General features: G+C 73.6%; 18 protein-coding genes. 5 read left to right on the plus strand and 13 right to left on the minus strand.

What is annotated here, in order from left to right; translation table 11 throughout:
* Window positions 1-137: 137 nt before the first annotated feature.
* Complete coding sequence (gene ggt, locus ACFWI4_RS19870; protein WP_387197798.1) at window positions 138-1,955, minus strand: gamma-glutamyltransferase; 1,818 nt, start codon at window positions 1,953-1,955, stop codon at window positions 138-140.
* Window positions 1,956-2,058: 103 nt separating this feature from the next.
* Between ggt and ACFWI4_RS19875 the strand changes: the two genes are divergently transcribed.
* Entirely contained in the window at window positions 2,059-2,883 is an 825-nt protein-coding gene (locus ACFWI4_RS19875; protein WP_387197801.1) for a hypothetical protein, read from the plus strand.
* A 137-nt stretch (window positions 2,884-3,020) separates the two neighbouring features.
* Window positions 3,021-4,595, plus strand: a complete 1,575-nt coding sequence (locus tag ACFWI4_RS19880) for a CocE/NonD family hydrolase (RefSeq protein ID WP_387197804.1) — start codon at window positions 3,021-3,023, stop codon at window positions 4,593-4,595.
* 559 nt (window positions 4,596-5,154) lie between these two features.
* Here ACFWI4_RS19880 and ACFWI4_RS19885 read toward each other — a convergent pair.
* The 9 genes from ACFWI4_RS19885 to ACFWI4_RS19925 form a co-directional block, all read right to left on the minus strand.
* A complete protein-coding gene (locus tag ACFWI4_RS19885) occupies window positions 5,155-5,595 on the minus strand; it encodes a DUF6278 family protein (protein WP_385394897.1) in 441 nt (146 codons plus the stop codon).
* A gap of 196 nt (window positions 5,596-5,791) precedes the next feature.
* Window positions 5,792-6,571: an exodeoxyribonuclease III gene (locus ACFWI4_RS19890; RefSeq protein ID WP_385394895.1), complete on the minus strand. Its 780-nt coding sequence runs from the start codon at window positions 6,569-6,571 to the stop codon at window positions 5,792-5,794.
* A 62-nt stretch (window positions 6,572-6,633) separates the two neighbouring features.
* Entirely contained in the window at window positions 6,634-7,269 is a 636-nt protein-coding gene (locus ACFWI4_RS19895) for an MBL fold metallo-hydrolase (protein WP_387197809.1), read from the minus strand.
* 93 nt (window positions 7,270-7,362) lie between these two features.
* Window positions 7,363-8,670, minus strand: a complete 1,308-nt coding sequence (gene pcaC / locus ACFWI4_RS19900) for a 4-carboxymuconolactone decarboxylase (protein WP_387197812.1) — start codon at window positions 8,668-8,670, stop codon at window positions 7,363-7,365.
* Window positions 8,671-8,807: 137 nt separating this feature from the next.
* Window positions 8,808-11,357, minus strand: a complete 2,550-nt coding sequence (locus tag ACFWI4_RS19905; RefSeq protein ID WP_387197815.1) for an SWIM zinc finger family protein — start codon at window positions 11,355-11,357, stop codon at window positions 8,808-8,810.
* The gene (locus ACFWI4_RS19910) at window positions 11,354-14,194 is read right to left on the minus strand and encodes an SNF2-related protein (RefSeq protein ID WP_387197855.1); all 2,841 of its coding nucleotides are present in this window, start codon (window positions 14,192-14,194) and stop codon (window positions 11,354-11,356) included. The genes ACFWI4_RS19905 and ACFWI4_RS19910 overlap by 4 nt, the downstream gene beginning before the upstream one ends.
* Before the next feature lie 264 nt (window positions 14,195-14,458).
* On the minus strand, window positions 14,459-15,040 hold the full coding sequence (locus tag ACFWI4_RS19915; RefSeq protein ID WP_387197817.1) for a sugar kinase: 582 nt from the start codon (window positions 15,038-15,040) through the stop codon (window positions 14,459-14,461).
* Window positions 15,037-16,224, minus strand: a complete 1,188-nt coding sequence (locus ACFWI4_RS19920) for an ROK family glucokinase (protein ID WP_385394883.1) — start codon at window positions 16,222-16,224, stop codon at window positions 15,037-15,039. The genes ACFWI4_RS19915 and ACFWI4_RS19920 overlap by 4 nt, the downstream gene beginning before the upstream one ends.
* Before the next feature lie 316 nt (window positions 16,225-16,540).
* Window positions 16,541-17,290 carry a GntR family transcriptional regulator gene (locus ACFWI4_RS19925; RefSeq protein WP_387197858.1) on the minus strand — a complete coding sequence of 250 codons (750 nt, stop codon included), beginning with the start codon at window positions 17,288-17,290 and terminating at the stop codon, window positions 16,541-16,543.
* Window positions 17,291-17,406: 116 nt separating this feature from the next.
* Here ACFWI4_RS19925 and ACFWI4_RS19930 point away from each other — a divergent pair, with 116 nt between their 5' ends.
* Entirely contained in the window at window positions 17,407-18,420 is a 1,014-nt protein-coding gene (locus ACFWI4_RS19930) for a Gfo/Idh/MocA family oxidoreductase (RefSeq protein WP_387197820.1), read from the plus strand.
* 51 nt (window positions 18,421-18,471) lie between these two features.
* Here the strand turns inward: ACFWI4_RS19930 and ACFWI4_RS19935 are convergent, their stop codons facing one another.
* From ACFWI4_RS19935 to ACFWI4_RS19945, 3 genes are all read right to left on the minus strand, one after another.
* Window positions 18,472-19,647, minus strand: coding sequence for a cytochrome P450 (locus tag ACFWI4_RS19935; RefSeq protein WP_387197823.1), 1,176 nt, complete (start codon window positions 19,645-19,647; stop codon window positions 18,472-18,474).
* Between the two features lie 42 nt (window positions 19,648-19,689).
* Complete coding sequence (locus tag ACFWI4_RS19940; RefSeq protein WP_387197827.1) at window positions 19,690-20,361, minus strand: response regulator; 672 nt, start codon at window positions 20,359-20,361, stop codon at window positions 19,690-19,692.
* A gap of 139 nt (window positions 20,362-20,500) precedes the next feature.
* A complete protein-coding gene (locus ACFWI4_RS19945) occupies window positions 20,501-21,775 on the minus strand; it encodes a sensor histidine kinase (protein WP_387197830.1) in 1,275 nt (424 codons plus the stop codon).
* Window positions 21,776-22,108: 333 nt separating this feature from the next.
* On the opposite strand from ACFWI4_RS19945, the gene ACFWI4_RS19950 reads away from it, so the two are divergent.
* The gene (locus ACFWI4_RS19950) at window positions 22,109-25,033 is read left to right on the plus strand and encodes an ATP-binding protein (protein WP_387197833.1); all 2,925 of its coding nucleotides are present in this window, start codon (window positions 22,109-22,111) and stop codon (window positions 25,031-25,033) included.
* A gap of 120 nt (window positions 25,034-25,153) precedes the next feature.
* Window positions 25,154-26,782: a protease pro-enzyme activation domain-containing protein gene (locus tag ACFWI4_RS19955; protein ID WP_387197836.1), complete on the plus strand. Its 1,629-nt coding sequence runs from the start codon at window positions 25,154-25,156 to the stop codon at window positions 26,780-26,782.
* Window positions 26,783-26,926 lie beyond the last annotated feature (144 nt).

A 26,926-nucleotide genomic window follows, 5' to 3' on the forward strand; every position in this document is an offset into this window, starting at 1 on the left:
CCGGGGGGGGGGGGGGGCGCACTCCCCGCGCCACACGCCCGCGCCCCCCGGGGCCCCGGGGGGCCGGGCCCCCCCCCCCCGGGGGGCCCCGAGCCGCGGGACACGAACGGAGCCGCTCGACCCGGGGCGTGTCGGGCCTAGTTCACGGGCCGTACCACCATGGCCGAGCCCCCGCCCCTTCGTACCTTCTCCGCCGCGGCCAGCCACGCTCCGTTCGGGAGGCGCTGGACGCCCGTGGCCGCGCCGATCTCCGGGTTCGGCTTGAAGGAATGGCCGATGGCTTCGAGCTGCGCCCTCAACGGGCTGTCGTACAGTCCCGGTTCGAGCTCGGTCTGGGCCGCGTTGCGCTGACTGGCGCGCGGCGCGGCGATCGCGTCGACCAGCGGGAGCCCGCGGTCGACGAACTCGGTCAGGGTCTGGAGAACCGTGGTGATGATGCTCGCTCCGCCGGGCGAACCGAGCGCCACCACAGGCCGGTCGTGCCGGTCGAGGACGATGGTCGGCGAGATCGACGAGCGCGGACGCTTGCCGGGGCCCGGCAGATTGGGGTCGTGCACGGCCGGACTGGCCGGTGTGAAGGAGAAGTCCGTCAGCTCGTTGTTGAGGAGGAATCCGCGTCCCGGGACGGTGATGCCGCTGCCGCCGGTCTGCTCGATGGTCAGGGTGTAGGCGACGACGTCGCCCCACTTGTCGGCCACCGTCAGATGGGTCGTGTTCTCGCCCTCGTACGTGGTCGGTGCCGCCGTCCCGGTGGCGCCGCAGGCGGCGGGGCGGCTCGGGTCGCCGGGTGCCAGCGGGCTCGTCAGCACCGCGTCGTCCTTGATGAGGCAGGCCCGGCCGTCCGCGAACCGCTGCGAGAGCAGGCCCTTGGTCGGCACGTCCTCGAAGGCCGGGTCGCCCACCCAGCGGCCCCGGTCCGCGAAGGCGATCCTGCTGGCCTCGATGAAGTGGTGCAGGTACTGCGTCTCGCTCGCCTTCGAGAGGTCCGTCCTCTCCAGGATGTTGAGCGCTTCGCCGACGGTGGTGCCGCCGGAGGAGGAGGGGGCGATCGAGTAGACGTTCAGACCCCGGTACGACGTCCTCGTGGGCGCCTGGCGCTTCGCCCTGTACGCCGCGAGGTCCTTCAGGGACAGCTTGCCGGGACGGGCGTCGTAGCCGGACGCCGGGTCCACGGGGGGCTTGTCGACGGTGGCGACGATGTCCCGGCCCAGATCGCCCCCGTACACCGCGCGCGTGCCCTTCCTTCCCAACTCCTCGTACGTGCGCGCCAGATCGGGGTTCTTGAAGGTCGACCCCACGACCGGCAGCGAGCCGCCGGGCAGGAACAGCTTCGCGGTGTCGGGGAAGTCGGCGAAGCGGGCCTGGTTCAGTTCGGTCTGCGCGCGGAAGGTCGAGTCGACCGTGAACCCGGAGCGGGCGATGCGCTCGGCCGGCTTCAGGACGCTGCCCAGGCTCCGGCTGCCCCAGGAGTCCAGGGCGCTCTGCCAGGTGGCGGGCGTGCCCGGGGTGCCCACGCTGAGACCGCTGGTGACGGCGTCCGCGAAGGCGAGCGGCTTGCCGTCCTCCAGGAACAGTCCGGAGTCGGCGGTCAGGGGTGCCGTCTCCCGTCCGTCGATCGTGTGCACCGTACGGGACTTGGCGTCGTAGTAGACGAAGTAGCCGCCTCCGCCGATGCCGGACGAGTAGGGCTCGGTGACGCCGAGGGCCGCCGCCGTGGCGACGGCCGCGTCGACCGCGTTGCCGCCCTTCCTCAGCACCTCGATGCCCGCGGCCGAGGCGTCCGCGTCGACGCTCGACACGGCGCCTCCGTACCCGACCGCGACGGGCACCTTCGCCACGGGCGTTCTCGCGGTCGTGGCCGCCGCCGGTGCCCCGGGCGGCGCCGCCGCGCCCACTAATGCCGTCGCGGCCGAAACCGCCAGGACCGTCAGATTCCGCGCAAGAGGACGTCGCATCAATACCTCCAGTCAACAGCCGTCCGCGCAGCGTAACTTCACCGCCGTCACCGCATAAGGCCCCCTCGAACACGGTTCCGCGGGCCCGCTAGCATGCGCGCACATGACTGACGACGTGCGCAACATCGTCCTCGGCGTCCTGGCCGCCGGCCTCAGTGCCGCGCTCGGCTGGCTCGCCCGCACCTACCTGTGGAAGCGCAAGCTCCGCCGCAAGCAGGCGTTCTTCGGGCTGCCCGACAACGCCGAATCACTCCTTGTGGTGAACCGCGACGCGGGCGGCCCCGAGCTCACGGTGACGCGGCACGACGTCTTCGCGCTCCTCGAACTGTCCGCACTGATCAAGGACTGCGGCGCGCACGCCCAGGTCATCGCCCACGACGCCACACAGCAGGGGTTCGGCGAGCGCACGGAGTTCTGCGTGGGCGGGCCGGCCTCGAACCGGCGCATGGCCGCGCACCTCCAGTCCCTGCTGCCCGGCGTCCAGGTCAACACCGACTCCGGCCGGGGACCCGACCGGGGCGCCTTCCAGATAGGCAGCGAGCGCTACCGCCTGGAGTCCGGCCAGGCCGAGTACGTGATCCTGGCCCGGCTCACCGCCGGTCAGAGCCGTGACGTGAGACCGGTCTTCCTCTTCTGCGGCCAGCGCGCGATCACCAACCAGGCGGCGACCCGCTATCTCGCCCGCAACCACGCGCGGCTCGCCCGCAAGCACGGCGGCAACAGCTTCGTCCTGCTGCTGAAGGTCGTGAACTCCCAGGCGTACGGCCCCGATGTCGTCGAGGTCGTCGCGGACGTCACCCGCGCCGCCCAGGCCCCGCTGCCGACGCCGCCCGCGCTGGAGCCGGCACCGGACCCGGACGCGGAGCCCGGCCAGGACGGTGAGGGTGCGGCGAGGCCGGCCACGCCCCGGGCACGCCGCCGTACCTGACGCGCGGCCGGTCCCGGCGATTGGCAATGAACACTTCAACAATCGTTACTCGCACGTAACTTACCGACGGGTTACTTCGAGTAGCCGCCGCGGTTACCGTCGGGTCACCTTGCACTGACCAAGTGAGGAGTGACCCGTTGGGAAACGGTCGCAACCCCCTGCGCACATCCGCCGTCGGCGCCCTCTCCGCCACCCTGATCGCCGCCGCTGGCCTGGGCCTGGCGCCCGCCGCCCAGGCGGCCGGCCCGTCGGGCGGCGTCCGCTTCGTGGACATCTCCGGTGACGGCGGCACGACCCTGAAGGCCAACGTCGTCACCCCGGCGGGAGCGGACGGCACCCGCTCCTACCCGCTCATCGTGCTGCCCACGAGCTGGGGCCTGCCGCAGATCGAGTACCTCGCACAGGCCCAGAAGCTCGCGAACTCCGGCTATGTCGTCGTCAGTTACAACGTCCGCGGCTTCTGGCAGTCGGGCGGCGAGATCGACGTGGCCGGCCCCCAGGACACCGCCGACGTGTCGAAGGTGATCGACTGGGCCCTCGCCAACACCCCCGCCGACGCCGGGAAGGTGGGCGTGGCGGGCGTCTCGTACGGCGCCGGGATCAGTCTGCTGGCCGCCGCGCACGACAAGCGCATCAAGGCGGTCGCGGCACTGAGCGGCTGGGCGGACCTGACCACCTCGATCTACTCCGGACGCACCGAACACGTCCAGGCCGCCGCCCTGCTGGACGGCGTGGGGCACATCACCGGGCACCCCAGCGCCGAGACCCAGCAGGTGCTCAAGGACTTCTTCTCCTCGAACCTGTCGAAGGAACAGTCCCTGATCGACTGGGGGAAGGTGCGCTCCCCGGAGACCTACCTCGACGGGCTCGACAAGAACCGCCCCGCCGTCTTCATGGCCAACACCTGGGGCGACACGATCTTCTCGCCCAACCAGTACGCCAAGTTCTACGACGAGCTGACCGGGCCCAAGCGGCTGGAGTTCCGCCCCGGCGACCACGCCACCGCCGAGATCACCGGCCTGTTCGGGCTCCCCAACGACGTGTGGACCGACACCGGCCGCTGGTTCGACCACTATCTGCGGGGCGAGGACAACGGCATCGACCGGGAACAGCCGGTGCAGCTCAAGTCCCGCTCCACGGGCGGTTACGAGGGTTACCCGGACTGGAAGTCGGTCGGCGCGACCACCCGGAAGATCGCCCTGGAGGGCACGACCAGGATCCACACGAACGTCGACTCGGGCGCGGACGGCGGGATCATCTTCCTGTCCAGCATCCTCGACCAGCTCACCCGGATCCCGCCGATGGCCTCGATCCCGCTGCTGCCGCGCTACTGGGCCGCGGTGTGGCAGTCACAGACCTACGCGAGCCCCCAGCGCGTACGGGGCACCGTCAGACTCCACACCACGGTCACCGGAACGCACGAGAGCGGCACGTTCATCGCCTATCTCTACGACGTGGGCCCGCTCGGCATCGGCAAGCTGATCAGCAACGCGCCGTACACGTTCCACGGGCAGACGCCCGGCACGCCGTTCGGTGTGGACCTGGACCTGTTCTCGACGGCCTACGACGTCCCGGCCGGTCATCACCTGGCCGTGGTCCTCGACACGGTCGACCCGCTGTACATCGAGCACAACCCGTCCGGCGCGCAGCTGACCTTCTCCTCGCCGGAGCACGACCCGTCGTACGTGTCGGTGCCCCTGCGCGAGCAGTGATCTCCGGCTGGCGCCGGCCGGGCCTGGCCCTGTGAGCTGCTGCCCCCTACAGCGTCGGGGCTGTGTGGGGTACCCCACCCGGCAGCAGCGTCCCTGGTTCGGCCGGAGCCACGCCCACGGCCTCGGTCTCGGGACTGTGCCGCACCCGCCCGTACGCCCGCGGGGCGGACCGGTGGAGCGGCACACACATCCCGGTGCGGAGCGGCGAGGTCACCGTCACCACGGGGATGAACGGCAAATCGTAGTCGAGGATCGCCGCGTCCGGCCTCCCGGGCCCGAGGAAGTCCGCCTCACCGGACAGTTGAGGATCTGTTCGACGGGCCGGTGACCGGCTTCGCCTCCCGTGCCGGAGGCGAGGTCGTCGTCCTGCGGAACATGCGGCTCCCGAAGTGCGTGGTGTCGTCGTACGGGCCGATCGGGGGATCGACGGCCATGCCGGTACCGCCCCCGTCCGGCGGCGTCGGCCATCGCAAACTATCGGCGCAAATCATCACTTAAGGGACGACACGCACAGCTCGGCATTAGCCGTATTTGAGGCTGGATCCCATGACCGCGCCGGTCAGGCCTCCGTGGCCTCGGCGTACATCTGGGACAGCTCGGGGACACCCTGCACGGCCCAGTCGAGGCCCGCCTCGACGACCGGGATCTCGCGGCCCGAGGGGAGCAGGACGGCCGGGCTGCCGCCGGGCCACACATGCCAGCAGGCGCCCGGCACCGTGCGCACCACGACGGTGCCGAGATAGAGGCCGGCGTCGTTGCCGAGCCAGGGCAGCGCCTCGGGGTCGTCGCGCCACAGTGGCAGAAGCTGGTCGAGGGCCACCAACGAGTCCGGGGTGTCGTCCAGTTCGAGGCCGACGGACGCGGCCTGGGAGCGCAGCAGTTCACACTCCGAGAGCAGCGCGGCCACTCCCACCGGGTCGTCCTCGAAGGCCTTGGCGAGAGGCCGGTCCGGTCGCACCGGATGCCGCTTGAGCAGCTTGTCCAGGAAGGGGATGTTCATGACCGGCCTCTCCGTGGGGTGCGATCGTCGAAGCTCCGTGTCCCGTCGCGTGAAACAGAATGCGGCTAACGGCATTTCATCACGGAATCGGGAAAATCAGGCATACCGGAACGCTCGCGGAGACCCGGGATTCCCGGCGGATTCCCGGACCCCGCGTGGGGAGAGGATGCCCGCGATCGCGGGGCCGGATACCTTCCTAGACGTCCAGGTCCACGACGACCGGCGCGTGGTCCGAGGCGCCCTTGCCCTTGCGCTCCTCGCGGTCCACGTACGCGTCCTTGGCCGCGGCCGAGAACGCCTCGTTGCCGTACACGAGGTCGATGCGCATACCGCGGTTCTTCGGGAAGCAGAGCTGGCGGTAGTCCCAGTACGTGTACGGGCGGTCGTACTTGAGCGGGCGCGGGACCACGTCCGTCAGCCCCGTCTCGCGCAGGGCGGCCAGCGCGGCGCGCTCGGCCGGGGTGACATGGGTGAGGCCCTCGAACGCGGCCACGTCGTACACGTCGTCGTCGGTCGGTGCCACGTTGTAGTCACCCATCACCGCGAACGGGCGGGCGCCCGCCGCGTCGCCGGCCACCGCCGCCCTCAGCGCCTCGAACCACTCCAGCTTGTACGCGTAGTGGGCGTGGTCCACCTCGCGGCCGTTCGGCACGTACACCGACCAGACACGGACCGGGCCGCAGGTCGCGGACACGGCCCGGGGTTCCTCCACGCCCTCGTACGCGGGACCGCCGGGCAGGCCCTTGACCACGTCCTCCAGGCCGACCCGGGAGATCACCGCCACGCCGTTCCAGCGGCCCGTGGCGTGCACCGCCGACTCGTAGCCCAGCTCCCGCAGCTGCTCCGACGGGAACTGCTCCGCCGCGACCTTGGCCTCCTGGAGGCACAGCACGTCGGTGCCGCTGCTCTCCAGCCAGGCCAGCAGCCTCGGGAGGCGGGCGGTGATCGAGTTCACGTTCCAGGTCGCGATACGCATGCCTCACAACCTACCGGGCGGGTCTGACAACGGGCCCGCACCCGCCGTCCCGTGCGGCCGGTTCAGACCTGCGCCGACGCTCCCGGCGCCAGCCTCAGGTGCTCCGAGCCGCCGAGGGCGCCGATCTGGCGGTCGTAGATCGGCCGGGCGAGGTCCGTGAGCAGGGCGTCGTGGATGTCGTACGCGCGTTGCGGCCGGACCTCCCGGACGTACTCGATGACCTCGGAGATCTTGTTCCACGGGGCCATCACGGGAAGCATGAGCGTCTCGACCGGCCGGCCGGGGACGGTCAGGGCGTCCCCGGGGTGGAAGACGCGGCCGTCGTCGACGAGGTAGCCGACGTTCGTGATGCGCGGGATGTCCGGATGGATCACCGCGTGCAGTTCGCCGTGCACCTGGACGTCGAACCCGGCGGCGGTGAAGGTGTCGCCGTGGCCGACGGTGTGCACCCGGCCGGGGAAGGCGGCGGAGACCTGCTCCGCCACCGACCTCAGGGTCCAGATCTCGGCGGCCGGGTCGGCCTCCATGGCCGTGCGGAGCCGCCCCTCGTCGAAGTGGTCGGGGTGCTCGTGCGTCACGAGGATGACGTCCGCGCCCAGGGCCGCGTCCTCCTCGCTGAAGCCCCCGGGATCGATGACGAGCGTGCGCCCGTCCTTCTCGAGACGGACGCAGGCGTGCGACTTCTTCGTGAGCTTCATGAGTCCATCGTGCCCCCGCACCGGCCCCGGAGGTCACTCGGGCGGAGGGGAGCCGCCCGGTCGTTCCTCCGGTGACCGGGCGGCTCGGCGGGCTCATTCCTGGGGTGTGGTCTCCTCGTGGATGACCTTCTGCGCCACCCGGAAGGCGGTGTTCGCCGCCGGGACTCCGCAGTAGACGGCCGTCTGGAGCAGCACCTCCTTGATCTCGACCGGGGTGAGACCGTTGCGCAGGGCGGCGCGGGTGTGGACGGCGAGCTCCTCGAAGTGGCCGCCCGCGACCAGCGCGGTCAGCGTCACACAGCTGCGCGCACGCCGGTCGAGCCCGGGACGGTCCCAGATTTCGCCCCACGCGTACCGGGTGACCAACTCCTGGAAGTCACCGGAGAAGTCGTCGGCCGAGGAGAGCACCCCGTCGACGTGCGCGTCCCCGAGCACCTCACGGCGCACCTTGATCCCGATGTCGTACGCGTCCTGCCGTCCCGTGAGCTCGGACGCCACGGGGGCCGGGGCGATCTCGGCGAAGGGCGCGACCGGGGGCGGTGCCGTCTGCACCGGGTACGCCTGCGCCTGCGCCTGCGGGACCTGCACCGCGAGCTGGCCGGTCGTCGAGTCGAAGGCGGGCAGCCAGGCGCTGGAGAAGTGCCGTACGAGCAGGTCCGTCACGGCGGCGGGCTGCTCCACGGGAACGAGGTGCGAGGCGCCCGGGACGACCGCGAGGCGGGCGTCCGGTATGCCGGCGACCAGGGTGCGCGCCTCGGCCGGCCCGGTGACCTGGTCGTCGGAGCCGGCCAGGACGAGGGTCGGCACCCCCACCAGGCCCAGTTCGCCGCGCACGTCGAAGGCGGCGAGCGCCTCGCAGGCGGCGATGTAGCAGCCGGGATCGGTGGTGCGCACCATCTGCACGGCCCACTCGGTGATCGCGGGCTGCGCCGCCGCGAAGCCGCTCGTGAACCAGCGTTCGGGCGAGGTACGGGCGATCGGGTCGAGGCCGTTCGACCGGACGATCACTCCGCGCTGCCGGAACTCGTCGGCCGTGCCGAAGCGGGGCGAGGCGGCGATCAGCGCGAGGGACGCGACCCGCTCCGGGCGGCGCAGCGCCAGTTCGAGCCCGATGGCCCCGCCGAAGGCGCAGCCCGCGTACCCGAAGTGCTGGATGCCCAGCTGATCGAGCGTGGTCAGCAGCCGGCCGGCGAGCTCGGACACCGATCCGGCCGGGTAGGCGGGTGCTCCGCCGTGTCCCGGCAGATCGAACCGGAAGATGCGCCAGCTCTTCGCGAGCTCGGGGACCTGCCTGTCCCACATGTGCCAGGTGGTGCCGAGCGAGGGTCCGAGTATCAGGACCGGAGCGTCTTCCGGGCCGTCGAGGCGGTATTGCAGGGCAGGGGTCTTCGTCTCACTCACGCCCTGCACGTTCTCACATCTTGCCGATTCGTACGTCCTTGGGTGGACCGCCCTGTGCAAGCCGTCCCCCCATGTGATAGCCGCGTGAAGGTCTCGCGCAGCCTGCTTCACACCCCCGTCGAGGAACCCGACGGGGGTCAGAACTCGTCCGGGGCGCCGAGTCCGGTCAGCGCTCCGACCGGGTCGAGGTCCGGGGTGCCGCGGGGCCACCAGTCCTCGTGGCCCGGCTCGGACTCGTAGGCGTACCACAGTCCGTTGCGGCCGAGGCGGAGCTGGGCGTGGCCACTCGGATGGGTGAGGTGGTTGCGCCAGGGCCGGAAGGCCGGGAAGTCGGCCGCCATGAGCAGCGGCCGGGCCCGGTCGAACCGGCCCGCCGGGGGGTCCCAGGGTTCTTCGAGCACGCCGAGCGCCTCGAAGCCGCCCTGCCGCCAGGCGGCGACCGCCCGGGCCAGATCGACCGGGGTACGGCCGGTCGCGGAGGCGAGCGAGGAGTAGAGGGCGCGGGTCGCGGCGGTGAGCCCCGACCCTGGGCGGGCGGCGGCGACCCGCACCGCGTCCTGCCAGAGCGTCAGGTCCGCGACGGGGTCGCGGCCCGAGGTCAGCAGCGTGTACGCGCGGGCCGCCGCGTCCGTGGCCAGCTGGTCGAGCGCGAACGCGTCCGGGCCGCCCGGCGCGCCCGGGTAGGCCGGCGGCTGCCCGGGGTGCGCGGGCGGTGGCAGCGGGACGGGCGGCTTCGGCAGCAGGCGCCGTGCGAGGACGTCTCGGGCACGCACCCCTGCGGGCCGTGCAGGGACCCGCTCCTGGGCGGCGCGGGCCGCCCGGGCGGCGTTGCGCCGGGAGAGGTCGTCGAGCAGTTCGCGCTCGCCCCGGCCGCGCAGCAGGAACAGGACGAAGGGGTCCTGGTCCAGCAGCCGTGCCGTCTGGTAGCAGAGAGCCGCGGCGTGCTTGCACGGGTGCCCGAAGTCGGGGCAGCTGCACCGGGGTTCGAGTTCGCCGGGGCCGGGGAGCAGGTCGACGCCGCAGTCCGCGAGCGACCTGGGCATCTCCTTGTCGAGCAGCGCCGCGATGTGTCCGGGCCGCTCGGCGGCCGCGTCCAGGAAACGGTTCCAGTCGTCGTCGGTCAGTGTCCGCACCCTGACCTGGACGCGGTAGGGCCGGGGCCGGCTCCCGTGCACATAGGCGAGCACCAGGCCCGGGGTGACGGTGACGGCGTCGACGTACCCCTGCCCGGCGTACGTCCGCCCGCGCGCCAGCCGTGCCGTGTCCAGCGCCCCTTCCTCCAGCGCGGTGACCCAGGCGTTGCCCCACCACGTCTCCGCGAACCCGCCCTCGTCGACGGCCCGTGCGGGGTAGGCGGGGAATGTCCGGCGCAGCTCGCCGTCGCGGCGGGGGGCCGCCATGGAGCGGGGGGACCGCTCACCGGTGCCGGGTCCGGCGGCGAGGAAGTCCAGACCGAGCGAACCGACGGTGAAGGGCTCGGCGTCCTCCGGCACCTCCGGCTCGGCGCCTGGCATGGAGGGCGGCGCGAAGTCGCCGGGGTCGGTGAGGTGTTCGGGGTGGGTGGGGAGTTCCGGGTGTCCGGGGTAGTCGGGGGCCATCCGGTGGTCCGGGTCCGTGCGATCGTCCTGGTCCGTGCGATCGTCCTGGTCCGGGCGGTGGTCCTGGTCTGGGCGGTCGTACGGGTCCGTGCGGTCGTGCGGGTCCGTACCGGGGGCCCGGCGGGTGAGGGGGCCGGGATGCGGGGTGCGTTCGGTGGGGGTGAAGTGATCTACGGGGTCGGCGAGTTGAGGGCGTGCGGGGCGATCGTGCTTGCCCTCGTCGTTCCCGTCGTCGTCCCGGTCGCGGGTCAGCTCGCCGGTGTCGGCGGACGGACGGAACGGTCGCTCGCTGTCGGCGGACCGACGGGACGACTCCCCGGTATCTGCGGACGGACGGGACGGCTCCCCCATGTCGGCGGACGGACGGGACGACTCCCCCGTCTCATCCATCAGGTCGGGCGGCAGCCGGAAACCGTCCGCGAGCAGATCGCGAAGCTGCCGCTGCTGGGACGCCCGTTCCGCGGGCAAGGGGTGCGCGGAATTCCGGCGCCCCCGGACTCCGGCCGGGGACGTCCTGGCCGTCCGGCGCCGCGGACCGACTCCGTTCCCGTCGTCGTCCGCCGCCTGCTCGCCGCCGCCCCCCGCCTCGGACCGAAGCCGCCGCGCCTCGTCCCGCGCGGCGCGCAGCGCCTCACGGGCGATGTCGCCGGGGCGCGCGCCTCTCCCGGCCGCGTCGCCGGAACGCTCCGGCGTGGCAGGCTCCGCCGGGGCGGGCTCGTTGGCCCCCGGCCTCGCCGCCGCGGCGCCGGCAGCGCGCAACGCCCCACGGGCGAGGTCCGCGGGCCGTACGCCTCCCCCGGCCCCGGCCCGCTCGACCCCAGCGTCGGAGCCGGATCCGGTACCCGCACCACCCGCAGCCGCAGCCGAGTGATCGTCGGCCGCGGCCGTCTTCCGTGCGGCGCGCAGGGCCCGGCGGGCCTCGTCGGCGGGGCGGTCCCCGGTGACCGGGCGCGGCGAACCAGCGCCATCGGCCGGTTCGACGGCTTCGGCCCCGGTGGCGCCGGTCTGCTCGTCCTCGGCCCCGGTGACACGGGGCTGCTCGTCCGCGTCCCCGGTCGTGCCGGGCCGCTCGTCCTCGGTCGCGCTCATGTGGGCCTCCGCAGGGAGACGAGGTCCGACAGCTCGCGGTCGGTCAGTTCGGTCAGGGACGCCTCGCCGGAACCGAGGATCGCGTCGGCGAGGGCCCGCTTGGCCTCCAGCATCTCGGCGATGCGGTCCTCGACCGTGCCCTCGGTGATGAGCCGGTGCACCTGGACCGGCTGGGTCTGGCCGATGCGGTAGGCGCGGTCGGTGGCCTGCTCCTCGACCGCGGGGTTCCACCAGCGGTCGAAGTGGACGACGTGGCCGGCGCGGGTGAGGTTCAGACCGGTGCCGGCCGCCTTGAGCGACAGCACCAGGACCGGGGTCGCGCCGCTCTGGAAGCGGTCCACCATGTGTTCGCGGTCGGCGACCGGCGTACCGCCGTGCAGCAGCTCGACCGGGACGGCGCGGGCGGCCAGGTGTTCCGTGATGAGGCGGGCCATGCCGACGTACTGGGTGAAGACGAGCGCCGAGCCGTCCTCGGCGAGCAGGGTGTCCAACAGCTCGTCGAGCAGGGCCAGTTTGCCCGAGCGCGTGGAGGTCCCGAGCGCGGCGGCCCGCGCGTCCTCCTTCAGGAACAGGGCCGGATGATTGCAGATCTGCTTGAGGGAGGTCAGCAGTTTCAGGACCAGTCCCCGGCGGGCGATGCCGTCGGTCGTCTCGATCGCCAGCATGGACTCGCGGACCACGGCCTCGTACAGGGAGGCCTGTTCACGGGTGAGCGGGACCGGGTGGTCGGTCTCCGTCTTGGGCGGGAGTTCGGGCACGATGCCGGGGTCGGACTTCTTGCGGCGCAGCAGGAACGGGCGGATCAGCCGGGCGAGCCGGGCCACGGCCTCCTCGTCCTCCCCGTTCTCCACGGCGCGCGCGTGCCGGGCGCGGAAGGACTTGAGGGGGCCGAGCAGCCCCGGGGTCGTCCAGTCGAGCAGCGCCCACAGTTCGGAGAGGTTGTTCTCGACGGGGGTGCCGGTGAGGGCGACGCGCGCGGGAGCCGGGATCGTCCGCAGGGCCTTGGCCGTCGCCGAGTAGGGGTTCTTGACGTGCTGGGCCTCGTCGGCGACGACCATGCCCCAGGGCTGTTCGGCGAGGTGGGCGGCGGCCGACCGCATCGTGCCGTAGGTGGTGAGGACGAAGCCGCCGTCGAGTCCGTCGAGGGTGCGGTCGGGGCCGTGGAACCGGCGCACGGGGACACCGGGCGCGAAACGGGTGATCTCCCGCTGCCAGTTGCCGAGGAGCGAGGCGGGGCAGATCACCAGGGTCGGTTCGCTGCGGGCCCGCTTCAGGTGGAGCGCGATGAGGGTGACGGTCTTCCCGAGGCCCATGTCGTCGGCGAGGCAGCCGCCCAGGCCCAGGGACGTCATGAGGTCCAGCCAGGCGAGACCGCGGAGTTGGTAGTCCCGCAGCCGGGCGTCCAGGCCGGGCGGGGGCTCGACGGGGGTCACGCCGGCCGTGAGGCGGTCGCGCAGGGTGGCGAGGGCCCCGACCGGGACCGCCTCGACGGTCTCCCCGTCGACCTCGGCGTAGCCGGTGAGCGCGGCGGAGAGGGCGTCCACCGGGTCGAGCAGGCCGAGTTCGCGCTTGCGGGCCTTGCGGACCAGGGCCGGGTCGACCAGGACCCACTGGTCGCGCAGGCGCACGACCGGCCGGTGGGCCTCGGCCAGGGCGTCCATCTCGGTCTCGGTGAGCGGGTCTCCGCCGAGGGCCAACTGCCAGCGGAACTGGAGGAGTTCCTCGCTCTCGAAGAACCCGGTCCCGTCGGTCGCCGAGCCGGGCGCGGGGCGCACCACCGCGGCGGCGCTCAGGTCGTGCGCCAGGTCCCGGGGCCAGTGCACGGCCACGCCGGCGGCGCCGAGCCGGGTCGCGACGACCCCGAGCAGGTCCGACAGTTCTTCCTCGGAGAGGGCGAGGACATCGGGCACGTCCTGTTCGGACAGCCGGTCGAGGGGTGGCCAGACGCGGGCGGCGCGGCGGACGGCCAGGGCCGCGTCGACACGGGCGCGGGGTCCGAAGACCGTGTCGGCGTCCCCCGCCCAGAGGGACGCGGCGTCGACGACGAGGGTGGGGTCGGCGAGGCTGTGCACCTGGACGACGGCGGCGCCCGCCCGGCGCGCCCCCTCGCCGTCGTCGAAGAGCTGGTGGGCGGACAGGTCCAGGCGCAGGGAGATCCGGACGCCCGCGTCCATGCCGGCGGCCACCTCGGCGGCCCAGTCGTGGGCGCCGGTCAGCCGCTGCGGTTCGCGGGCGGCGAAGGGCTTTCCGCCGGTGTACGGGGCGGCCGGGGTGCGGGGCAGGGTGTCGGCGACCGCGTCCAGGAAGGACCGCATCAGCGCCTCGGGGTCGGGCAGCCGGAGCGGCCCCTTGCCGGGCAGGGGGACGGCGTGGCCCTCGTAGGGAAGGGCGTCGGCGACCGCCCTCAGGTGCGCGATGTCCTCCGGGTCGAGGGGGCCCGCACGCCAGGCGTCGAAGCCCTCGGGGGTGAGTCCGGGGAGCAGGCGTCCGCGGGCGACCAGGCGCAGCGCGTGCAGCGCCGCCGCTCCCCAGCAGGCGGTGGCGGGATGGGCGGCGGGGTCCCGCCGCGCGCCCGCGAGCAGGGGCAGCGCCTCGGCGAGGGTGAGGACGACGGCGGGGACGGTGCTCCTGCGGACTCCCTGGCCGTGCGGTCGCACGACGGTCAGGTCGGTGTGCCCGGGCGCGGACGTGCCGGTGCCGGGTGCGGAGGGCTCCGGTCCGTCGGGGTGCTCCCCCGGCCGGTGGGCGTCCCCGTCGTCCGTGGCGGGCCGTTGGTCGCCTCTCGGGTCCCAGAACGCGACGCGGCCCTCGCGGGGCAGCGGCGCGGGCAGGAACACGGCGGCGAGCCGCGCGGAGGGCGGTTCGCCGGGAGAGGGCCGCGGCGCGGGCTCCGGCGCCCGGGGATCGGCCTCCCGCGTCCGCGGGTCGGCGCCGGGCGCGGAGTGCGTCCGTACCGGCGGCGTGCCGGCGGAAGGCAGCCGCGCGCTCGTCGCGTCCACGCCGTGTGGCACGTCCGGTCACCTCCCGCCCGTCGGTCGCATCAGTTGTCTTCGACTCTACGGGCGGGGTCTGACAATCGGCTCCCACGGCCTCGGCGGGGGCTACGGGATGGTGCGCGAGACGAGGTACACCATGGGGTGGTCCGTCCCGGCGCCGTTCACCACGATGTCCTGGGTGGGGGCCGGGTCCTTCTGCTTGTGCACGAGTCCCGCCCAGGGGCCGGGGCCCGTGAACTCCCACCCGACGACCTTCTGGTTGCGGTCGCTGATGGTGATGTCGTCCTTCTTCAGGTCGGCCGCGCTGGTGCCGACGGTCTTGAAGAACCAGTCGAGGCCGGCCCGGCTGGTGCGGAACTGGACGTACAGCCGGCTGGTCTTCCAGTTGTTCGTCTCGTAGTACGCGACCCGGGTCGAGTCGGCGGGCAGCGGGACCTGGTAGAGGCGGCGCTGGACGCGCGAGGGCCAGGCCGCGGTGAGGCCGGTCGCCGAGTACTTGGCCTCCTTGTCCTTGCCGCTGTTGCGGCTCTGGTCGGCGGAGATCACCAGGTAGCCGGCGGGCACGCCGATGAGCAGCACGATGATCAGCAGGGTCAGGGCGCGGCGGCGGAACCTGTGGCGCGGGTCCTCGGGGGGACGCTGGGGCTCGTCGGGGGACGTGGCCTGGCGCGGGAGCGAGGCGGTCACGGCGACTCCTGCCGGGTGCCGCGGCGGGTCTCGGCGTAGCGCTCGTACCGTTCGTAGCGCTCCACCCTGCGCCGCTTGGCACGGCGGAAGCGGCGGGCGACCAGCCGGGCGAGGTCGGCGGCGCCGACCATGCCGGCCTCGGGGCCGAGCTGGGCGCGCGCGATCCGCGCCTCGGGGCGGTAGCCGCGGCCCGTGAGGTGCCGGCGGAAGGCGTCGCGGGCGGGACCGATCAGCAGGTCGTCGGCGGCGCTCACCCCGCCGCCGATGACGAAGCAGGAGGGGTCGAGGGCGGCGGCGAGGTTGGCGATGCCGACGCCGAGCCATTGGCCGATGTCCTGGAGGAGTTCGACGCACATGGCGTCGCCCTCGCGGGCCAGCTCGGTGATCATCGGGCCGGTGATGTCGCCGATGTTGCCCTTGACGTGCTCGATGATCCCGTACGCGACCGGGGAGTCGGCCGCGGCGAGTTCGCGGGCCTCGCGGACCAGCGCGTTGCCCGAGCTGTACTGCTCCCAGCAGCCGCGGTTGCCGCACGGGCAGCGGTGTCCGCCGGGCACGACCTGCATGTGGCCGAACTCCCCGGCGACCCCGAATCTGCCGCGCTTGACCTGGCCGTCCTCCAGGATCGCGCCGCCGATGCCGGTGCCGAGCGTGATCATCACCAGGTGGTCCTCGCCGCGCCCGGCGCCGAAGCGCCACTCCGCCCAGGCGGCGGCGTTGGCGTCGTTGTCGACCAGCACGGGCACCGCGAGCCGCCCGGCGAGGCGGTCGCGCAGCGGCTCGTTGCGCCAGGACAGGTGGGGGGCGAACAGGACGCGGTTGCGTTCGGCGTCGACCCAGCCGGCCGCCCCGATGCCCACGGCGTGCACGTCGTGCCGGTCGGACAGGTCGAGGACCAGCTCGACGATGGTGTCCTCGACGACCTTGGGGCTCTTGGACTTGTCCGGCGTCTCGGCGCGGACCTTCTCCAGGATGGTGCCGTCGGCGTCCACCACGCCCGCCATCACCTTCGTGCCGCCGATGTCGATGCCGACGGTGGGGACGCGGGGTGCCGTCAGGTGGGAGCGGCGCTCGCGTGTGCCCACGGTCCGCAGGACGGTGGCCCGCGCGGAGCCCATGGGGGTGCCCCCCGCGCGAGCGGAGCCGAGCGCTCGGGGCAGCGCGAGGTCGCGGTAGGTGCTCATCGCGCCGATTCTGCCCTACCCCGCACGGGGACCGCACCGTGGAAGCGCGGTGACACAGGTGACGGGTGAGCCGTCCCGGCCGGTACGCCGGGCCGTCCGGCGCGTCGGCCCGTCCGGGTGTTCCGGGGCCGGGTGCGGCCCGGCGCCGCGTGTGCCGCGCTCCGGCGGAAGCGGACGATCATCCGGCCGGATGGGCACAAATACGGATGACAGGTGATGAACACAACACCGGTCCGGCGTCCCTCGGGGCGGTCCCAGGGCCGCGGTCGCGACGGCCGCGCGCGGGTCGCCGCAAGGCCGGACGGGGGCCGCCGGGTCAGGGACGTACGAGGAGCTGGAACTCGAAGGAGTAGCGCGAGGCGCGGTAGATGTGGGTGCCGAACTCGACCGCGCGGCCCGTGTCGTCGAAGGTGGTGCGCTGCATGGTGAGCACCGGCGCTCCCGCGGGCTCGCCGAGCCGCTCGCCCTCCTCGGCGCTGGCCGCGCGGGCGCCGACCGACTGGCGGGCACTGTGGAGGGTGATGCCCGCCCCGCGCATCAGCCGGTACAGACCGGTGGCCTCCATCCGGTCGCTGTCGAGCTCCAGCAGCTTCGGGGGCAGGAAGTTGCAGAGGTACGCCATCGGCTCACCGTGCGCGAGGCGCAGGCGTTCGACCCGGTGGACCTCGCTGCCCTCGTCGACCCCGAGGGCGGCCGCGACCTCGGTGGACGCCGGTTCGACGGTGTTGAGGACGACCTGGGTCGCGGGGCGCTGGCCCGCCGATTCCAGGTCGTCGTAGAGGCTGCTGAGTTCCAGGGGGCGTTTGACCTGGCTGTGCACGACCTGGGTGCCGACGCCACGGCGCCGTACGAGCAGTCCCTTGTCGACCAGGGACTGGATGGCCTGGCGGACCGTGGGGCGGGACAGGCCGAGGCGCCCGGCGAGCTCGATCTCGTTGCCGAGGAGGCTGCCCGGGGTCAGTGCCCCGCGCTCGATGGCCGCCTCCAGCTGCTGCGCCAGCTGGAAGTACAGCGGGACCGGACTGGTGCGGTCGACGCCGAGCTGGAGCGACACGGTCGGATCCACAACTGGTTTGGCCACGGATCGAGCGTAGCTCCGGGACATGTTGACGGGAAGTTGTGAAGTTCGATTGTCCGGACAAACCATTGACAGCGCGACGGGTGGCCCTCCAGTTTGTTCCCATGCGCATCGGACTCATCGGAGCGGGCCGTATCGGCACATTCCACGCGGCCACTCTCAGCCGCCACCGTGAGGTCGGCGGCTCGCTCATCGTCACGGACGCGGATCCCGTGCGGGCCCAGCGGCTGGCGGACCGGCTGGGCGCGACGGCGGCGCCGACGGTGGACGAGATCTTCACGTGGGGCGTGGACGCGGTGGTCATCACCGCCGCCACCTCGGCCCACGCCGAACTGATCGGCCGGGCCGCGCGCTCGGGGCTCCCGGTCTTCTGCGAGAAGCCCATAGCCCTCGACCTGGCGGGAACCCTGGCCGCGCTCGCCGAGGTCGACGCCGCCGGCACGGTTCTCCAGATGGGCTTCCAGCGCCGCTTCGACGTCGGGTACACGGCCGCCCGTGAGGCGGTGCGCTCCGGCCGGCTCGGACGGCTGCACACCGTACGCGCGATGACCTCGGACCAGTCGCCGCCCCCGGTCGGCTATCTCCCGCTCTCCGGCGGGCTCTACCGCGACTGTCTGATCCACGACTTCGACATGCTGCGCTGGGTCAGCGGCCGCGAGGTCGTCCAGGTGTACGCCACCGGCTCCGACGCCGGGCCCGCGATGTTCCGCGAGGCCAACGACATCGACACCGGCGCGGCCGTCCTCACCTTCGACGACGGCATGCTCGCGACGGCTACGGCGACCCGCGTGAACGGCGCGGGCTACGACGTGCGCATGGAGCTCTCCGGCGAACTGGACCAGATCGCGGTCGGCCTGGACGACCGCACGCCGATCGCCTCGACCGAGCCCGCCGGGCCGCCGCCCGCGGACAAGCCGTGGACCGGCTTCCTGGACCGCTTCGGCCCCGCGTACGAGGCGGAGCTCGCCGCGTTCGTCGAGGTGGTCCGCGGCGAGCGCGCCAACCCCTGCGACGGCCGCGAGGCACTGGAGGCGCTGCGGATCGCCGAGGCCTGCGAACTGTCCCGGCGCGAACGCCGCCCGGTCTCCCCGGCGGAGATCCCGGGCGGCAGGCTCTGAGCGGCGCCCGTCACCGGGACGGTCAGGGCGCCTCGGCCGGTACCGGGCCGCTCACCAGCGCACCGGCAGATGGCGCACGCCCCGTATCAGCATGCCGGGCAGCCAGCCGTCCGGCGGTCCGTCGGGCGCCAGGTCCGGGCATCTCTCCAGCAGCGTCCGGAGGGCCACCTGGGCCTCGAGGCGGGCCAGCGGCGCGCCCAGGCAGAAGTGGATGCCGTGTCCGAAGGCGAGATGGCCGCGGGTCGTGCGCCGCATGTCGAAGCGGTCGGGTCCCGGGTAGCGCGCCGGGTCGCGGTCGGCCGCGGTGAGACAGATCATCACCTCTTCGCCCGCCGCGATCGACGTGCCGCCGATGTCGAGCGGCTCTGCGGCGTAACGGAAGGTCGCGTTCTCCACCGGGCCGTCGTGGCGCAGGGTCTCCTCGATGGTGCCGTCGAGGAGGGTCATGTCGGCGCGCAGCGCGGCGAACTGGTCGGGGTGGGCGAACAGGGAACGGACGACGCTCGTGACGAGGTTGACCGTCGTCTCGTGTCCGGCGACGAGGAGCAGGAACGCCATCCCGCGCAGCTCCTGCGGCGAGAGCCGGTCGCCGTCCTCGGCGGTGGTGCGGATGAGCCCGCTGAGCAGGTCGTCCGTGGGGCCGGCGCACCGCTTGTCCTCGATCAGGTCGCCCAGGTAGGCGGCGAGTTCGACGAATGCCTTCTCCGCGCTCTCCGCGCTGGTCGGGGCCACCGTCTCGGTGGACAGGGCGCGGAAGGCGGGCCGGTCCGGGCCTGGCACGCCGAGCAGTTCGCAGATGACGGTCAGCGGCAGCGGATAGGCGAAGGACTCGACGAGGTCGGCCCGCCCGTGCGGCAGCATCGCGTCGAGCAGTTCGTCGGTGATCTCCTGGATCCGCGGGCGCAGTGCCGCGACCCGGCGGCCGGTGAACTCGCCCGCGATCAGCGACCGCAGGCGGGTGTGCTGCGGCGGGTCGGCCAGGAGCATGTGACGGCCGATCAGCTCCTCGCCGTAGAAGACGAACCCCGCGGCGCTCCCGTCCTTCGCCAGCCGCGGGTCGGCGAGCGCGGCGCGCGCCTCCTCGTACCCGACGACGAGCCAGGTCTCATGGGCCTCGTCGGGTGGCGGCAGCCGCACCCGGTGGACGGGGCCGAGCGCGCGTAACTCGGCGTAGACGGGGTGCGGGTCCTCGGTGAACCCCGCTCCGTACTCCCTCAGATCGATCACGGATCTCCTCTCGTCACACCGCTCAACGCGCGGGGTCCACGGTCAGTGCCCGTTCTCCTCCAGCAGTCCCGCGTCGTACGCCAGCAGCGCGATCTGCACGCGGTTGTTGAGGCCGAGCCTGGCGAGGATCCGTGAGACGTGGGCCTTGACGGTGGCGACGCTCATGAACAGTCCGGCGGCGATCTCCGCGTTGGAGCTGCCCCGCCCGACCTCGACGGCGACCTCGCGCTCGCGGTCGTTCAGGACGGCGATCCGGGAACGGGCGTCCGCCCGGCGGCTGTCGAGGGCGGAGCCCGCGGCGTGCGCCATCAACTGGCGTGTGACGGCGGGCGACAGCACGGGGTCGCCGGCCGCGACCCGGCGCACCGCCGCCACGATCTCGGCGGGTGGTGTGTCCTTGAGGACGAACCCGGCGGCGCCCGCGCGCAGCGCCCGCAGCACCTGCTCGTCGGCGTGGAAGGTCGTCAGGACCACGACCTGCGGGGGTGTCCGCCGGGAGCGGAGCCGCTCGGTGGCGGTCAGCCCGTCGACGCCCGGCATCCTGATGTCCATCAGGACGACGTCGGGGCTCGCGCGGTCGACGAGGTCCTCCGCCTCCGCGCCGTCGGCGGCCTCGCCGACGATCTCGATGTCCTCGGCGCCGCCCAGCATGAGGGTCAGTCCCGCCCGCACCAAGGGGTCGTCGTCGACGAGCGCCAGTCGAATCACCGTCATCCCCTCACCCAACCAGCTCGCGGGCCTTCCTTCGCCCCCTGCGCCCTGCCCGTCCCGGACCGGGGGCTCGCCCCGGACCCCGCTCCCCGAACGCCGCGGGGGCCGGATCGCGCCCGCGACCGCCGGTGCGAGCGGGCCTTCACCGGCCCCAGGGCAGCCAGGCCCGGATCCGGAAGCCGCCGTCCTCCTGCGCCCCGTGTTCCAGGTGGCCGCCCGCCAGCGTCGCGCGTTCCCTCAGGCCGATCAGGCCCTGCCCGGAGCCCGGGACCGCGGGCACCGGGCCCGGCGGGGCGGGATGGGCGACGGTCACGGTCAGGCCGTCACCGGCCGCGCCCCGCACGGTCACCGTCACCTCCGCGCCCGGCGCGTGCTTGCGCGCGTTCGTCAGTCCCTCCTGGACGATGCGGTACGCGGTCCGGCCGACGGACGCGGGAACCGCGACCGGGTCGAGGACGGAGCTGTCGAGGACGACCTTCGCGCCGGCGGAGCGGGACTCGGCGACCAGACCGTCGAGCGCCGCGAGCGTCGGCTGCGGCCGCCCCGCCTCCTCGGAGTCCCCGGCCCGCAGCACCCCGATGATCTCGCGCAGATCCTGCAATGCCTCGTGCGCGCTCTCCCGGATCACACCGGCGGCACGGGCGACCTCCTCGCGGGGGGCGTCGGGCCGGAATTCCAGCGCCCCCGCGTGCACGCTCAGCAGGGTGAGCCGGTGCGCGAGCACGTCGTGCATCTCGCGCGCGATCGCCTCCCGGGCGAGCCGCTGCGCCTGCTCGGCCCGCAGCGCCGCCTCGGTCTCGGCCCGCCGCGCACGGTCCCGCAGACTCTGCACGAGCTGGCGTTTGGACCGTACGAACATGCCCCAGCCGACCACCGCCGACGTGAGCAGCGCGGTGACGGCGAGCGCGGCGAGGTACGGCAGGTCGGGGTCGGGCCGCAGCCAGAAGAACGCCGGGAGCAGTGCGATCTGGACGCCGGCGACCCAGGCCACGTAGCGGAAGGGCCGGTGCACGGCGAGGGTGAACAGGGCGACGAGACCCGCACCGCCCGCCGTGTTGGAGATCAGTCCGACCGGGATCATGGCGACGGCCAGTCCCAGCGGCCACCGCCGGCGCAGCCAGACCGCCCCGCAGGCGAGCGCGCCGATGGCCTGGTCGGCGACGGCGAGTCCGTGTGGGACGTCGGGGTCGCCGGTCACGGTGTGCGCGGCGGCGAGGCCGATGACGACGGCCAGCAGGAAGCAGCCGACGTCGACGAACCAGTCGCGCACGGTGCGCCGGGGACGCCCGGAGGGCCCCGCGCGGTCGGCGTCGGGGTCGAGGTCGGCGGCCACGGCGGACGGCAGCAGCCAGCGCGGGGCGTGCGCGACCGGCCCTGGGACGTCGTGCGGCTCGGGCCCCGGTTTGTCACCACTCACGGTCGACAAATCTACGCAGCCGGGCGCTCCGACACCTCTCCTGAAGCCCGGCCGTCGACCAAAGTCGGCCGGGTCCGGACTTTCGTCGGACCGAGACGCACTTTCGTCGGACCGGGGGCGCACTTTCGTCGGACCGGGGTTCGCTTCCGTCGGACCGGGGCGCGCGGCCCGGCGAAAGTCCGCACCGGTCGGGTGACGGACGTCATTGACAACCCGAATCCGTGAAGGTTGTCATGAACAGATGCTGCCGAGATGCCTGGGGACGCGCGCCCGCCGAGCCGCCGGTGCCGCCCCCGGGTCCCGGAGCGGACGACCGCCGCGGAGGTACGGTCATTGACCACGCGCGGCGAACTGCTCGACACCGCGCGGGCCGGGCTGACGGCCCGGCCGGGAGTGCTCCTCCACGGTCCTGCGGGGATCGGCAAGTCCACGCTCGTGGCCGCCCTCACCCGTCCTCCGGCGGCGCACGGCCGGCCCGCCGTCACGGTGCTCTCCTGCGCGCCCGCGCGGGAGGACGCCCCTCTCCCCTTCGTCGGCCTCGTCGACCTGTTCGCCCGCGTGCCGGAGAGCTGCCTGGAGTCCCTGGCGCCCGTGCCCCGGACGGCACTGCGGGCGGCGCTGCTGCGCGGCCCCGAACCGGCCGACGACCTGAGCCGTCTCGCGGTGCGCGTCGCCGTCCTCGAAGTGCTGCGGACGCTGGCCGCCGCCGGCCCCGTCCTGCTGGTCGTCGACGGCCTCCAGTGGCTCGACGGGCCCACCGCCGAGGTGCTCGCCTTCGTCGTGCGCCGCGTCGAGGACATCGGCTTACGCTTCCTGGCCACCGAGCGGGTGGCCGAGGGCGAGCGGCCCGAACGGCTGCGCTGCTGCCCGCCGGACACCGTCGCGCTTCCCGTGCCGCCGCTGGCGGACGGCGAGGTGGCCCATCTGGTGCGCACCGGCTTCGGGCCTGGCGTGCCACCGGCACTGCTGCGGGCCGTCCAGGACACGGCGGCCGGAAACCCCTGGTACGCGGCGGAGTTGGCGCGGGAGGCGCTGCGCGAGGGAGCCCCCGTCGGGTCGGGCCTGGCGCTGCCGGTCCCCCGGGAGCTGCGTGCCCTGCTGCTGGACCGGGTGCGCGCGCTGCCGGAGAGGGCACGGCGCACCCTCCTCGTCGCGAGCGCCGCCGCCCGCCCCAGCCTCACCCTGCTGCGGGCCGCCGGACTGAACGACCCCGCCGCGGACCTGGCCCCGGATCCGGCCGCGGATGCGGTGGAGAGCGACGGGCCGGGCGTCGCGGCGGTCGACGCCGACGGAAGCGTACGTTTCCGGCATCCGGTGCTGCGGGCCGCCGTCTACGCCGACGCCCCCGAGCACTCCCGCCGGGAGGCCCACGCCCTGCTGGCCCGTGCGGTCACCGAGCCCGTGGAGCAGGCCCGCCACCTCGCGCTCGCCCACCCGCACGAGGACGAGGGCGTCGCCCGGACGCTGATGTCCGCGGCCGGGCACGCCCGCCGGAACGGCGAACCCGACGCCGCCTTCGAACTGGCCGGGCTCGCCGCCCGGCGCACCCCGGGCGACCACCCCGCGGACCGCGGCGAACGACTGCTCGCCGCGGCCGAGTACGCCTGTGACGCCGGCCGGCTGGAGGAGGCCGGCGAGGTGGCCGGGACCGTCCTCGCCACGTCGGGTTCGCCGCGGCAGCGGGTACGGGCCCGGCTGATCCTGCTGCGCAACGCCGGACAGGCGCTGGAGGGCACCCACGACCTGATCGAGGAGGGGCTCAGGGACGCCGGTGGCGATCCGGAGGCGCAGGCCTGGCTGCACCACTGGGCGGCGCTGCGCGGCCTGTTGTGCGGGGAACTGGAGGACGCGGCCCGGTTCGCCCGGCGCGCCGCACGGCAGGCGGCCGGGACAGGGGACACGGACACCCGGATCGGGGCGCTCGCGACCCTCGCCCGGGTGCGGTCGTTGGCCGGCGAGCCGGCCGCCGCCGACGCCGCGCTGGAGGAGGCGCTCGCCCTGGTCGGCGGGACCGGCGCCGGCCCCGAGAGCTGGGGCCTGATCCGGATGCGGGCGATCCTCGCCCTGGACTCCGACCGGGTGACCGAGGCCCGGGACCAGGTCACCGAACTCCTCGCCGAGATAGGCGAGTTCGCCGGGGTGGAGGAGGTCATGGCAACACTGGTCGCGTTGACCCGCATCCAGGTGCGCTCCGGGCACTGCCGTGAGGCGCTGCGCACCGCCGCCCGCTGCTCGCGCGCCCTGGCCGAGACCGGCGTCCAGGCGGCTCCCACGCTGTACGCGGCGGCGCTCGCGGCCACCGCGGGCGGGACCGTCGAGGAGGCCCGGCGCCTGGCCCGACAGGCGGTACGGGCCTCGGAGGCGGACGGCGACCGGCTGTTCCTGCTGCGGGCGCTCGCGGTGCTCGGGCAGGCCCAGCTGCTCGTCGGCGACCCGCACGGAGCCGCCGCCGCGGTCGAGACGCTGCGCCGCGTCAAGGAGCTGGGCGAGGCCATGTCCGCCGCCGATCCGCCGCTGCTGCGCTGGTACGGGGACCTGGCCGAGGCCCTGGTCGTGCTGGGCGAGTCCGACGCGGCCGGGACGGTGCTCGCCGAGGCCCGCGCGCGGGTGCCGGGCGACGCGCCCGGGAGCGTACGGGCGGCTCTCGAACGGGCGGAGGGGCTGCGCGAGGCGGGACTGGGACGGGCCAAGGAGGGGGCGGTACGGCTGCGTGCCGCGGTGGACCTGCTGCGCCCGCTCCCGCTGCCCGTGGAGCTCGTGCGCACCCTGATCGCGCTCGGCGCCGTCGAACGTCGGGGGCGCCGCAGGAACGCGGCGCGGACGGCTCTCGGCGAGGCACTGGAGACCGCCACCCGCATCGGCGCGGCTCCGCTCGCGGCCCGGGCCAGGGACGAGCTGGCACGTCTGGAGGCCGGGGACCGCAGGGGTGAGACGGGCGCGGACGGGCCCGAACTCACGCCCACGGAAGCCCGGATCGCCGGACTGGTCGGCGGCGGGGCCACCAACAGGGAAGTCGCGGCGGAGCTGTTCATCAGCGTGAAGACGGTGGAGGGCGCCCTGTCGCGGGTCTACCGCAAGTTCGGCGTCCGCTCCCGCACCGCGCTCGCGCACGCGATGGCGGCCGCCGTCATCGCCTCGGGTGCGGCGGTGGACGCCGTCGACGACGACCAAGTGAGGCCGCCGGAGCAGACCATGACGCTCAGTCAGTCCGGTGGTCCGGGTCCGCGGATCCCCCGCGCGTTCGACACACGCCGTTGACGTGACATCAGCAGTTAACACGTGAAGCAAGGGTTCCCCCGCTTATGCGGGTGGGGCTGATGTTCCTACGTTGAAGCAGTTCCGCTTCGGGACACCACCCCCACTCTCCGGAGGACCTCAGTGAAGTCACGTCTGAAACTGGTCGGTCTGGTCGCCGCGCCGGCTCTCCTCGCCGCCGTCGTCCCCGCCGCCCAGGCCGTGGGCGCGCCCCAGCCGCACCCGGCCCGCACCGCCGTCACCGGAGACGTCCTCAAGGGCCTGAACGGCAACGCGACCCGCACCGGAAAGGTCGCCGCCGGCAAGCGGATATCGGTGGCGATCAGCCTGACTCCCAGAAGCGCCAAGGCACTCGACACCTTCGTCGCCAAGGTCAGCGATCCCCGGTCGAGTTCCTACGGCCACTACCTGACCAAGCGTCAGTTCGCGGCCCGCTTCGGCCGGACCGACGCGGAGATCGGGCAGCTCAAGGACTACCTGCGCGCCCAGGGGCTCACCGTCACCGCCGTCCACTCCGGGAACCTGCTGGTCGACGCGAGCGGCACCGCAGCCCAGTTGGAGAAGGCGTTCGGCACGAAGCTGTCGACCTGGAAGGACGCGGCCTCCGGGCGCTCGTTCTACGCCAACGACGCGGCGCCCACCCTCCCGGCCGCCGTCGCCTCCCTCGTCAGCGACGTGGCGGGCCTCAACAACCGTGCCCAGCTGCACCACCAGGCGCCCTCCACCGTGACCCCCCACAACGGCCCGGGCGGCGGCTACACCCCGGCCCAGCTCAAGGGCGGCTACAACGTCTCCGGCACGTACACCGGCAGCGGCCAGAAGATCGCGCTGATCGAGTTCGACGGCTTCCAGCAGTCCAACATCACCAAGTACGACACCAACTACGGCCTGGGCTCGCCCACTCCGGTGGTCCAGAAGGTGGACGGCGGCTCGGGCGCGCTCGGCGACGGCCAGGTCGAGGTCGAGCTGGACATCGAGGTCCTGCACGCGATCGCCCCCAAGGCGAACGTCACGGTCTTCGAGGGCCCCAACTCCGACGCGGGCGAGGTCGACACGTACCAGGCCATCGTCGACAGCGGGATCCCGACCACCTCGATCAGCTGGGGCGCCGCCGAGAGCGCGCGCACCACGTCCAACATCAACGCCGTGGACGCCGTGTTCAAGGCGGGCGCCGCACAGGGCCTCGGCTTCTACGCGGCCTCCGGCGACGACGGCTCCGACGACGCGGGCAACGGCACCACCGCCGTCGACTACCCGGCCAGCGACCCGTACGTCACCGGCGTCGGCGGCACCAAGCTGACCGTCACCTCGTCCAACACCTGGAGCAAGGAGGTGGCCTGGTCCGGGGGCGGCGGCGGCAAGTCCTCCGTCTTCAAGATCCCCAGCTGGCAGACCGCGGTGCAGAAGAGCGCCGGCGGCGGCTTCCGCCAGGTGCCGGACGTCTCGGCGCACGCCAACCCGAGCCCCGGTGTCTCGGTCTACTCGCAGGGCTCCTGGACCGCGGTCGGCGGCACCAGCGCCGCCGCGCCCGAATGGGCCGCGTTCGCCGCGCTGTACAACCAGCAGGCCGCGGCGGCCGGTGCCGCCAACCTCGGCTTCGCCAACCCCGCCCTCTACGCGGCGAAGGGCACCGGCTTCCACGACGTCACCAGCGGCAGCAACGGCGCCTACTCCGCCGCCACCGGCTGGGACTTCACCAGCGGATGGGGCTCGTACAACGCCACCACCCTGGCGGCCAAGCTGCTCGGCTGACGGTTCCCGAGGCCGCCGACCCCGGCGGCCGAGGACCGGCGGGCGCGGGGGCGGGGGGGGTGCGACCCCCGACGCCCCCCCGGGGGGCCCAGCTGCCATGATAATGATAACAGTATGATAATCCACAAATAACCGGGCCGCCAG

Origin of the sequence: Streptomyces sp. NPDC127038 (assembly GCF_042725875.1) — a bacterium.
Lineage (GTDB): Bacteria > Actinomycetota > Actinomycetes > Streptomycetales > Streptomycetaceae > Streptomyces.